Origin of the sequence: Micromonospora sp. NPDC007220 (assembly GCF_040634035.1) — a bacterium.
GTDB lineage: Bacteria > Actinomycetota > Actinomycetes > Mycobacteriales > Micromonosporaceae > Micromonospora > Micromonospora reichwaldensis.
Map to the genome: position 1 here is coordinate 1 of NZ_JBEYEU010000052.1, position 10,332 is coordinate 10,332.

The window sequence follows — 10,332 nt, forward strand, 5'->3', positions numbered from 1 at the left end:
CTGCGACGTCCTATACGCCATGCTCCGCGACAAGATCCCCTACCAGCCACGCCCCACCAGCCCGGTCCCCGCTTGACGAAACCCATAGGGACACCTCCCGCGCCGAGGACGCCCTGTTCCAGGCCATCTGAGACCGGCAGGGGCACGGCATCACCATCCTGATCACCCACCGGCTGGCCAACGTCCGCCACGCCGACCGCATCTACGTCCTGCACCACGGCCGACTCGTCGAAACCGGCACCCACGACCAGCTCATGAACGCCGACGGGCGGTACGCGGAGATGTTCACCCTGCAAGCCGCCGGCTACGACACCACCGGGCCCGCCGCGGTGGTGGCCCGGCAGACCGCGACCGCCTGACGGAGCACGCTATGACAACGGCCAGCCCCACGAAGCCCTCGCCGCCCACGTTGGTGATCATTCGAGGGAACTCCGGCAGCGGGAAGACCACGACCGCCCGCGAGGTACGCCGCCGTTTCGGACGCGGTGCGGCCCTACTGGAGCAGGACTACCTGCGCAGGACCGTGCTCCGGGAACACGACAGCGCCGGCATCGACCCGGTTGCCCCGGCGTTCATCACCGCGACTGCGCGCACTGCCCTCGACCTGGGCTACCACGTCATTCTCGAAGGCATCCTGCACACCGAACGCTACGCGGCCGTGCTGCACCAGCTCATCGACGACCACCCCGGCCCGGTTGCCGTGTTCTACCTGGACGTGTCCTTCGACGAGACCGTCCGCCGCCACCTCAGCCGCGACGTGCCGATCCCCGTCACCCCCGACGAGATGCGCACCTGGTACACCCACCGCGACCTGCTCGACATCCCCGGGGAGACCGTCATCGGCGAGACCAGCACCTTCGAACAGACGGTCACCACGATCCTGCACGCCAGCGGTCTCACCACGGTCGCATCGCAGACGCCCTGCCCCCGGCGATGCCCGCACTGCGCCCGCAAGGCCGACCAGACGGCCGCCGCGACGGAGGCTCCGTGACGCCGCCTCCGGACCGGAACCCGCAGCTCAGACCCGCCCGTGTCCACCGCAAAGCACTCAAGGCGTACCCAGAGAAGAAAGACCACATTGATGAGAGACACGCCACCGACGCCTCAAGGGACAACCGAGGTGACCAGCACGTTCGTGATCGATGGTGTTCCGGGACGGCTGGCCACCACCGCCACCTCGAACGGCGAGCTCGGTCACGTCGACCTGCGGGCCGGCACGCACAACTCCACCCTGGCCGGGCTCACCGACGCCCTGTCCTGCGCGATCACCACCGCACTTCGTGCCGGAGCGCCCCCAGCCACGTTCGTCGACGCGTTCCGGCGCACCCACTACGTTCCGGCCGGCACGACCGGTGATCCGGACGTGCCCTACGCGACGTCGCTGGGCGACTACCTCGCCCAGCGACTGCACCACAACCACCTCGACGGGGCGGAGCGGCTATGACGGCGCTGCCCGCCGGCCGGGCGAACCCAGACATCGAGCGCGGCGACGAGTTGCGGGAGCTGATCAGGGCCGACCTGCCGCTGATGCGGGCGCTGACCGTGGTGCGGGACTCGGGGCTGCCCAACGCGCGGATCGGCGCCGGTGTCCTACGCGACCTGGTCTGGGGACGCCGCTACGGAAACGGGTTCGACCTGCGCGCGGTGCGGGATGTCGACGTGGCGTTCTTCGACCCCGCCGACCTGAGCCGGGACAACGACGACCGGGCCACCGCCCGGCTGGCCACAGCCGAGCCGGGCCTGCCATGGGAGGCGAAGAACCAGGCCGCCGTACACACCTGGTACCCGCGACGATTCGGCGGACCGCCGGTCACGCCGTTTCGCAGCATCGCCGAGGCGGTCGCGACCTGGCCCGAGTACGCCACCGCCGTCGCGATCCACCTCGACCCCGACAACCACCTCGCGCTGTGCGCGCCGCATGGCCTCGATGATCTCCTCGACGGCGTGTGGCGGCGCAACCCCACCCGAGTCAGCGAACAGGCCTCCCTCGAGCGGCTTGCCCGGCTTCAGCCAGCGCGGCGGTGGCCGAGAGTCCGCGTCATCACCAGTCCACCCGCAGGCAGGGAAGGCCGGTGACCGGGGGCCAACGCTACCGAACCACCCTACTCAAACTGCGACGGAGGCGACGTCATGACGATCGACAACAAGGACATCTTGCAGGTCTTGACGGCCTACCTCGGGTCCTACCCTCACGAAGCCGCGTCGCTGTCGGTGCCGCTGCAACTGCTGCATGAAGGGGCGGACGTCACCTCGCGGACCCACCTTCCGATGCACGTCACCGTAGGCGCGCTCCTGGTGCGCGGCGGAGCCGAGGTGCTGCTTGTCGATCACCTTGCCTATGGAATCCTGCTGCAGCCTGGAGGACACCTGGAGCCGACCGACACCTCGCTGATCGATGCGGCGATGCGGGAACTGGCGGAGGAAACCGGTGTTGATGCCAGCGATGTCGCCTCGACCTCACATGTGCCCGCCTACGTCGAGTACGGGAAAGTGCCGGCCCGCCCCGACAAAGGCGAACCGGAACACTTCCATCTCGACTTCGGGTACTGCTTCACCACGGCTTGCGCTGATGTGGGATCGATCCAAGAGTCGGAGGTGGCAGGCGCCGCTTGGTATCCACTGGGCGAGGCCGAGCGGCTCGTAGGCCACCGCATCGCGCGGTCGTTGAGGACATCGGCGTAATCTCTCCGGCCGGTCCCGGGCGGTGTCTGATCGAACCGAACCGCCGGTGGACCTGCATGCTGCGGCTCTTACCGGTACGACGTCGGGCTGACACCTTTCGCTCGTCGCGTCAGCGGGGGCGAGTCCCACCAGACGTGGTGACCGCGAGCGTCACAGGGTGACGCCAGCGGTAACTCGTAGGTCCCAGCCAGGCAGGTCCTCCCCGTCGTTGGGAACGAGATGGGGGCGGAACCAGCCGGCGTCGGGTCGGCCTGCTCGCTCCCATCGGTGCAGCCACGACCGCAGCGCGGTCAGGGACGGTGAGCGTGTGCTGTCGGCGAGGATGGTGCCGTCGGTCAGGATGACGGCTGCGGTGGTCGCGGTGGTGTGCCCGATGCCGCGCTTGCCGTCGTCCAGGGCGGCGATGCTGCGGTGAGATCCGCCAGCGACGACGGAGTAGGCCGTCCATGACGGCCAGTCCAGAGGTGCGCGGTGGTAGGTCTCGGTGTGACCGGGGTTGCGCAGTAGGTTGAGCGCGGTGCGGGCGCCGGTGTGTTGCGGGTCGTCCTGGACGCGCCAGCCGATGGATATCCATGCCGGATCGGGGCGGTCGGTGTGGTGGTCCACCCAGCGTCCGGGCAGGGTCAGGGCGTCGACGACGGCGGTGGCGGTGCTTTGGGCGTAGCCGCCGAAGGTGACTATCTCGACGTGCGGTTGTCCTGCGGTCAGCGCGATGGTGGTGACCAGGGTGGTGGACGGCTGCGCGGCGATGGGCAGGCAGGCCACGATCCGTCCGTCTGGGGCGAGTTGATCCACCCACGCCCGGGGTAGCCGTGGGGGTGTGCACCAGGCGGCGATGCGCTGGTAGGGAGCGTGTGGCGGGTAACCGTTCATGCCGTCGGCGGTATGGCAGGTAATGGTGGTGACGCCGCGTTGGCGGTGCAGGCGGTCCGCCCAATCGACGAGGTGGCCGCTGATGTCGATGCTCGTCACGCGTCCGGTCGCGCCGGCTCGGGCGGCGAGTAGCGCTCCGGAGTAACCGGTGCCGGTGCCGATCTCCAGCACGTGGTCGCCTTCGCACACATGCAGGGCGGTCACGTCACGCTGGATGGCCTCGGTCGCGGAGCGGTGCAGGGTTTCACCACGGTCCGGGTTGTGGACATAGAACTGCTCGGGGACGCTGGCGAGCAGCGGGTCGGTAGCCGTCACAGGACTCCTCCCGCGGATGCCGGTGAAGCGTGGGCGGTCTCATGAGGGATGGAGCTCGATCCGCAGCCCATCCGTGGTTCTCTGCCGCACCATCCAAAATGGCTCGATCGAGTCGCGCTGAGAGTCGATCATTACGAGTGTTCCCTGCACCCGTGCGTGAGCCGCCTTCTACCCTGCGGCCTCGGGCACTCCGGCGGAGGGCATCGTGGGGGCGAACGGCTTGGTGCCCTCGAACCGCTCCACGTTGATGCTGCCTGTTTTGGATGGAGGGCTGATGCTGGCTCCGCTGCGGTATGGCGCGTTCCGATACCTGGCTGCTGGCCGGCTGGTCAACATGTTGGGCAATGGTGTCGCTCCCATCGCGTTGGCCTTCGCCGTGCTTGATATGACCGGCTCGGTGCGCGACCTGGGCATGGTGGTCGGCGCGCGGTCGCTGATGACCGTGCTGTTCGTGCTCTTCGGTGGGGTGATAGCTGACCGGATTCCGCGTCGGCTGGTGCTGGTCGGCTCCAATGTGCTGAGTGCGCTGACCCAGGCGGTGGTGGCCGCCTTGGTGCTCACCGGCACGGCGACGATCCCGCTGCTGCTGGCGCTCGGTGCGGCCAACGGCATCGTGAGCGCGCTGTCCCAGCCAGCCTCGGCCGCCGCGACGCCGCAGACCGTGCCGCCGGAGTTGATCCAGCCGGCCAACGCGCTCATCCGGCTCGGCATCAACGCGGGCATGATCGGCGGCGCTGCGCTCGGCGGTCTCCTGGTGGCCGCCGTCGGGCCGGGGTGGGGCCTCGCCATCGACGCGCTCACCTTCGCTATCGCGGCTGTCGCGTTTGCCGGAGTCCGGGTCGCTGCCTCGCCGGCGAAGAGCACCCGCACGAGTATCGTTGCCGACCTCCGGGAGGGCTGGACGGAATTCACCGCGCGGACCTGGGTCTGGGTGGTGGTGCTCGGCTTCATGGTCCTCAACGCGGCCCTCGCTGGCGGCGTGAACGTGCTCGGCCCGGCCGTCGCGGACGAGACGATCGGCCGTAGCGCCTGGGGACTGGTGTTGGCGGCGGAAACCGCCGGAATGGTCGTGGGCGGGTTGATCGCCCTGCGGATCCGGGTGCGCCGGCTGCTGTTGCTCGGGGTGGCCTGCATGTTCGCCGAGTCGTTCCTGCTGTTGGGGCTGGCCCTGGCGCCCACCATCGTCGTGCTGTTGACGGCCGCAGTGGCGGTCGGCATTGCCGTCGAGCAGTTCGCGGTGGCCTGGGACACGTCGATGGCGCAGCACATCCCGGCCGACCGACTGGCCCGCGTCTATTCCTATGACATGTTGGGGTCATGGGTCGCCATCCCATTCGGCCAGATCGCGGTCGGACCGGTCGCCGTGGCAATCGGCACCCGCGACACGCTGCTGATCCTGGCGACATTGGTGGTGCTCGCCGTCCTCGGCATGCTGGCCAGCCGGGACGTCCGCCGGCTGCAGGCGGTAGCCCCCGCCCGCGCTGCCGACGCAGCACAGACCGAGCCAGCCGACGGTGAACCGAGCGACGGCCCTACCACGAAGCCCACCGAACCAGCCACCCGCGCCTGACCCAGTCCTCAAGGCCGGCCGGCCGCGCCTTCAGTTCGGAGAGCAGGATCAGCCGCCGCCAGGTACTGCGGCTCACTCTTCTGCCGCCGACCGGGCGTCACGGTGCGTGACGGAGGTGCGGATGCGCAACCTCGGTCGCGCTCCGGCCAGGGTTGCTCCCGTTTGGCTCGACGTTGGAGGTCGGTTCAGGCACGTCGTTGGGTGAGGATCGCGGCTGGTCCTTGCGGGGCTGTTTCAGGCGATGCCGGCTGTGATCAGTTGTTGCCAGATCTCGCTCTGGTCGATGATCTGGACGCCGTTTTTCTCAGCTTTGGTGAGTTTGCTGGCGCCGACGTCGGCGCCCGTGATGAGGAGGTCGGTGTTCGCCGAGACCGAGGACGCGGTGGTGGCGCCGCCCTTCTCGCAGAGACGTTGGAAGGTGGGGCGGGGGACCTTCTCGCCGGAGCGGGGGTCGCTGATCGTGCCGGTGATCACCACCGTTTTGCCGGCTAGTGGGGCGTCGGAGGCGATGACGGGTGGGAGGTCCTCGTCGCGAACGTCCAGGGAGACCCCATGCTGCCGCAGCCGCATCAGTTCGGGCCTCAGTCGGGTGAGATGTTCGATCAGGGACGCGGCAACCTTCGGGCCGATGTCGTCGATGACCACGAGTCGTTCCTCGCCCGCGTCGGCGACCTCTTCGAGTGAGCCGAACCCGGCACGGCACAGCCGTGTGGCGGTGCCTTCGGAGGCCATGGGGATGGCGAGCCCGATCAGTGCCCTGCGCAGCCCCACCCGGCGGCTGGCATCGATCGAGTCGATCATGCGGGTGGCGGAGACCTCGCCGATGCGGTCGAACTCCAGCAGTCTTTCCTTGGTCAGAGTGTAGAAGTCCGACGGGTGCTCGACGGCACCGGCCTCGGCGAGCCGTTCAATCCACACCGGGCCGACGGCCTCGATGTCCGCCGCTGCCCGTGACGCCCAATGGATTAGCCGCCGTACGGTCTGCGCCGGGCAGCCGACGTTGGTGCAGAACAGTTCGCGGCTGCCGCCCTGCTCGGTCAGTGGGTGTTGACAGGACGGGCACGCGGTGGGTGGCACGATCTCCCGTTCCGCGCCCGTGCGTTTGGACTCGTCGAGCACGCCTGCGACGAACGGGATCACGTCGCCGGCGCGGCGTACCAGCACCGTGTCCCCGATCTTGATCCCGCGTGCGCGGATCACTTCCTGGTTGGCCAGTGTCGCACGGGTGACCGTCGTTCCACCGACGAATACCGGCTCTAGCTGGGCGACCGGGGCGATCTTGCCGGTTTTGCCGACGTCCCAGACCACACCGGACAGCACGGTGGTCTTCTCCTCAGCGGCGAACTTGAACGCCAACGCACCACGAGGCGAGTTGGACCGGGTACCGGCGGCCACGTAGGCGTCGCGGTTGGCCAGCCTCAACACGGCGCCGTCCAGATCGTAGTCAAGGTCGTTGCGCCGCTCCTCGATCGCTGCGATCACCGCCTGCGCCGCGTCGGCGGTGGTGCAGTGCCTCATGTCGGCGACGGTGAACCCCAGGGTCCGCAGCCCGTCTTCCAGATCCGTCCGGACACCACCGGGATCAGAGGTGTCCAGGTCGAAGGCCAAGAACCGCAACCGTCGCTCGGCCACCACGACCGGGTCCTTCGCGCGCAGGGTGCCCGCGGCGGCGTTGCGCGGGTTGATCAGCGGCCGGTCCGGGTGTGCGGTGTTGTAGGCGGCGAACGTGGAGCGCAGCATCACCGCCTCGCCGCGCACCTCAACCCGGCCCGGCACGACGAGCTGCTCCGGCACCCCGTCGACCAGCGCCCGTACCAGGACGGTCACGTCATCGCCCGTCGTCCCGTCCCCTCGGGTGATCGCCCGAGCCAGCTGCCCGTTCTCGTAAACCAGGGCCAGTGACAGCCCGTCCAGTTTCGGCATGACCACTACCGGCTGGCCCGGGAAGCGGGCGAAGAACGCCGCGACCTGCTCGGGCCGGGTCGCCTTCTCGAGCGACAGCATCGGCCGCGAGTGTCGGATCGGTGTGTGCAGCACCGCGGGCGCGCCCACCTGCTCCAGCGGGTTCGGGTCGGGCACCCACTCCGGGTGCGCGTCGACCAGCCCCCGAAACTCGTCCTCGATCGCGTCGTATTCGGCATCCGCCACCAGCGGCGAACCCCGGTAGTACGCATCACGCAGCACCACGATTTGGTCGGCGAGTTCCTGGATCCGCTCTCGAGCGTTCACAGCGCACAACGCTACCCGTGCCCACCCACACTCCACCGCTCGCAGACCCCGACGACCTGGACTGGGTGTACAGTGCCGCGCCGGGGACCGGTGAGGTGCAGGCATGGTCGTCGGACGGCAGCACCTGGTTCGTCAACCCAACGATCAACCACTGGCTGTGTTCGCTGCACATGGTTGGTAGCTGGCTGACCAGCTCAACCGTCATCGGCCGCTGGGACGAAGACGGACAGGCCGAAGAGAAAGCACTCGCGGAGCTCGCCGACCTGTTGGAGCGGATCATGGCTTTTGACCCGCCCGCGTTCGGGGACGGCGATCATGCAACCCACTTCTGGCCCGCAGTGCTCGACCGGTGGCTCTACTGATCGATGCAGACATCCTCTTCTGCCGCAGACAGAGCACGACCAGTGGTGATCGGCTCGGCGGAGTTTGGCTGCGGCGCTCGGGTGATCAGTCCGCGCGGCACAGCGTGACGGCGCTGCGCAAGGGGGTACTTGCCCACAAAGCTTGCAGTGTGGGGTAGTGCTGTACTTCCCACGCCGCTTCACCGATCGCACGGTCTCGTTCGGGGCCGGGTGGACTGAAGTCGAACCCGGTGTTCTGCACGTTGAGCCGGTCGAGATCGGCAAGCACGGGTGCGTCAGGGAACACCAGGTCCAGGCTCACCTGCCAGTATTCTGGCTGGTACCAGTCGGTCTCGGTCCAGGCTTCTCGCACGTCGACGGCGAGCTGACGAGTGAAGCTCAGGCTGGGGAGCAGATCGTGCCAGCTGTACCGGCCCCACTGAACGATGAAGCCGTCGGCGTCGCTGTCCGGCCCTGGCTCCAGGCCGTCAACCGGCCGGGTAAGAAACTCGCGGAACGCCTTCCACGCCGCCTCGACGTTGTCTACCTGGTCCGGAGTCAGGCCGTGTCGGCGTAACAGCACGACCAGTTCTTCGGGCGAATCACGCCACGCGATACCCACAGTTCAGCCCTCCCGACCCGGAACCCAACGTCCGCTGGATCAGGTTGACAGGCGCATGCGCACAACACGAAGCGTCCTCCTTCCGCCGAGGGCCGGAACGGGCACCGCTTAGGCGTATCCGGACCTGCCGCTGGTCAAGGTACAGTTTGCTGTCTCTGGGACGATGGTGCCGTGTCTGACCAGCGCGCCGATCTCGAACTGCTTGACAACGACGCCTTGGAACAGTCGGCGGTGGTGGCCAACTGTGCCATGAACCGCGAGCGGCAGCTGTCCGGAGTCAACAGTTACACCCGGGAACTGGGGTTCAATCCTCTTGAGGTTCTCGCCGCCGGCCTGGTCGGCGCCGGTCGGGCCGAGCCTTCGGCAGCCGCTGGCTGGTTGGATCTGTGCTGTGGCACCGGTCGGGCGCTGATCCAGGCTGCCGGGGAACTGCGCATGGCGGGACTGACCGAGCGGACACTCCTCGTCGGGGTCGACCTTGTCGACGCCTTCGATCCCCTACCGTCACCGCCCTCGAATCTGGAGCTGATCTGCGGGTCCGTCGCCAACTGGGCACCAACGCGGACGTTCGAGTTGATCACCTGTCTGCACGGACTGCACTACGTCGGAGACAAGCTCGCAGTCCTGACCCGGGCGGCCGGTTGGCTGACTCCCACCGGCCGGCTCGTGGCCGACCTGGACCTGTCCAGCATCCGGCTTCCTGACGGGCGACCCGCTGGGCAGCGCCTCACCGCCCGACTCCGTGCCGAAGGATTCTCCTACGACCCCCGGCACCGCCGGATCAGCTGCACCGGCCGCCGTGAGGTCCGCCTCCCATACAGCTACCTCGGTGCTGACGACCGCGCTGGCGCCAACTACACCGGACAACCCGCCGTGCATTCCCACTACGCCGAAGACCACTGACCGCACCGGCAACATCCGCACATGCCGCGATCCGCGCGGCGGCTCAGACGCCACGACAGTCACCCTCAGTAATCGCGATCTGGGCCCGACTCGGGCAGCGGTAGTCGTTGAAGTCGATGGCCAGATCGAGGGCAGAGGGCACTGGTCCTCCGGGATCCGAACCGTTGAACGTCGTGACGGACCTGTGCACGTTCGGCTGTAGCCGGTTGGACACGTTGACCCGTACGCCGACACCACCTGGTGCTCAGCGCAGCGGTGAGCAGGCGGGACATACGGGGTGGTTCGGGCGTGGGTTAGCCGAACAGGTCAGGTTGGTCGGCTGTCCCCGTAGGGAGTGCAACGCCGGCCGCAAGTCGAAGGCTCTCGAAAGTCGGCGGCTTCGCCGGCCACCGCCGGGAGATCAGCTCCGGTAGCAGGTGGGCGGTCGCGACGGTGTCCCAGTAAGCGCGGTGTGGCCGGCTGCCTCCGGCCGCCGCCTGCATCGTCTTGTGTAGCCGCAGGCTGTCCACCAGCGTCGACAGAGAACACTCGGAGAAGTTCAGCGCCCGCGCCAGCAGCAGCGTGTCGAGCAGGCCCGCTGGGCGAAGCGAGGGCAGGTACCTGCTCAGCAGCCGCCAGTCCACGTTGATGTTGTGGCCCACCACCCACCGGCCCTCGACCAGCTCGATCAGTCTCGGCGCGATCTGCTCAAGCGGCGGTGCCTCGGCGAGCACGGCGTTGGTCAGTCCCGGTGAGAGCCAGGGCCGCTGAGGTATCGGCCGTCCCGGGTTGACCAGTGACGTGAACGCCTGACCGAG

Annotated in this window: 11 protein-coding genes and 1 pseudogene; 8 read left to right on the plus strand and 4 right to left on the minus strand. The window is 68.3% G+C overall.

Translation table 11 applies throughout. From position 1 onward, the window contains the following. Window positions 1–98 precede the first annotated feature (98 nt). The 5 genes and pseudogenes from ABZ573_RS32295 to ABZ573_RS32315 form a co-directional block, all read left to right on the plus strand. A pseudogene (locus ABZ573_RS32295) lies at window positions 99–359 on the plus strand (ABC transporter ATP-binding protein); the annotation flags it as partial. A gap of 11 nt (window positions 360–370) precedes the next feature. After that, window positions 371–991: an AAA family ATPase gene (locus tag ABZ573_RS32300; RefSeq protein ID WP_151457641.1), complete on the plus strand. Its 621-nt coding sequence runs from the start codon at window positions 371–373 to the stop codon at window positions 989–991. 129 nt (window positions 992–1,120) lie between these two features. Then, a complete protein-coding gene (locus ABZ573_RS32305; RefSeq protein ID WP_151457642.1) occupies window positions 1,121–1,444 on the plus strand; it encodes a hypothetical protein in 324 nt (107 codons plus the stop codon). Continuing rightward, entirely contained in the window at window positions 1,441–2,076 is a 636-nt protein-coding gene (locus ABZ573_RS32310) for a nucleotidyltransferase family protein (protein ID WP_151457643.1), read from the plus strand. The genes ABZ573_RS32305 and ABZ573_RS32310 overlap by 4 nt, the downstream gene beginning before the upstream one ends. A gap of 54 nt (window positions 2,077–2,130) precedes the next feature. Then, on the plus strand, window positions 2,131–2,682 hold the full coding sequence (locus tag ABZ573_RS32315; protein WP_151457644.1) for an NUDIX domain-containing protein: 552 nt from the start codon (window positions 2,131–2,133) through the stop codon (window positions 2,680–2,682). Between the two features lie 150 nt (window positions 2,683–2,832). Here ABZ573_RS32315 and ABZ573_RS32320 read toward each other — a convergent pair whose 3' ends face one another. Then, window positions 2,833–3,870 (minus strand): methyltransferase domain-containing protein, encoded by a 1,038-nt coding sequence (locus ABZ573_RS32320; RefSeq protein WP_358122882.1) that lies wholly within the window; start codon window positions 3,868–3,870, stop codon window positions 2,833–2,835. A gap of 274 nt (window positions 3,871–4,144) precedes the next feature. On the opposite strand from ABZ573_RS32320, the gene ABZ573_RS32325 reads away from it, so the two are divergent. After that, complete coding sequence (locus ABZ573_RS32325; RefSeq protein ID WP_151454210.1) at window positions 4,145–5,440, plus strand: MFS transporter; 1,296 nt, start codon at window positions 4,145–4,147, stop codon at window positions 5,438–5,440. A 234-nt stretch (window positions 5,441–5,674) separates the two neighbouring features. Here ABZ573_RS32325 and ligA read toward each other — a convergent pair whose 3' ends face one another. After that, entirely contained in the window at window positions 5,675–7,669 is a 1,995-nt protein-coding gene (ligA, locus tag ABZ573_RS32330; protein ID WP_151454209.1) for an NAD-dependent DNA ligase LigA, read from the minus strand. 17 nt (window positions 7,670–7,686) lie between these two features. Here ligA and ABZ573_RS32335 point away from each other — a divergent pair, with 17 nt between their 5' ends. Next, window positions 7,687–8,031 (plus strand): SUKH-4 family immunity protein, encoded by a 345-nt coding sequence (locus ABZ573_RS32335; RefSeq protein ID WP_358122885.1) that lies wholly within the window; start codon window positions 7,687–7,689, stop codon window positions 8,029–8,031. An 85-nt stretch (window positions 8,032–8,116) separates the two neighbouring features. On the opposite strand, the gene ABZ573_RS32340 is transcribed toward ABZ573_RS32335, so the two are convergent. Further along, window positions 8,117–8,632, minus strand: coding sequence for a hypothetical protein (locus ABZ573_RS32340; protein ID WP_358122887.1), 516 nt, complete (start codon window positions 8,630–8,632; stop codon window positions 8,117–8,119). A 171-nt stretch (window positions 8,633–8,803) separates the two neighbouring features. Here ABZ573_RS32340 and ABZ573_RS32345 point away from each other — a divergent pair, with 171 nt between their 5' ends. Next, complete coding sequence (locus ABZ573_RS32345) at window positions 8,804–9,535, plus strand: class I SAM-dependent methyltransferase (RefSeq protein WP_358122889.1); 732 nt, start codon at window positions 8,804–8,806, stop codon at window positions 9,533–9,535. Between the two features lie 293 nt (window positions 9,536–9,828). Here ABZ573_RS32345 and ABZ573_RS32350 read toward each other — a convergent pair. Then, the coding region (locus ABZ573_RS32350) for a 3'-5' exonuclease (protein WP_358122891.1) at window positions 9,829–10,332 on the minus strand (504 nt) is incomplete at its 5' end.

Coding starts and splice junctions, on each gene's coding strand:
- ABZ573_RS32325 (WP_151454210.1), top strand. CDS start 4,145: ATGCTGGCTCCGCTGCGGTATGGCGCGTTCCGATACCTGGCTGCTGGC.
- ABZ573_RS32300 (WP_151457641.1), top strand. CDS start 371: ATGACAACGGCCAGCCCCACGAAGCCCTCGCCGCCCACGTTGGTGATC.
- ABZ573_RS32315 (WP_151457644.1), top strand. CDS start 2,131: ATGACGATCGACAACAAGGACATCTTGCAGGTCTTGACGGCCTACCTC.
- ABZ573_RS32310 (WP_151457643.1), top strand. CDS start 1,441: ATGACGGCGCTGCCCGCCGGCCGGGCGAACCCAGACATCGAGCGCGGC.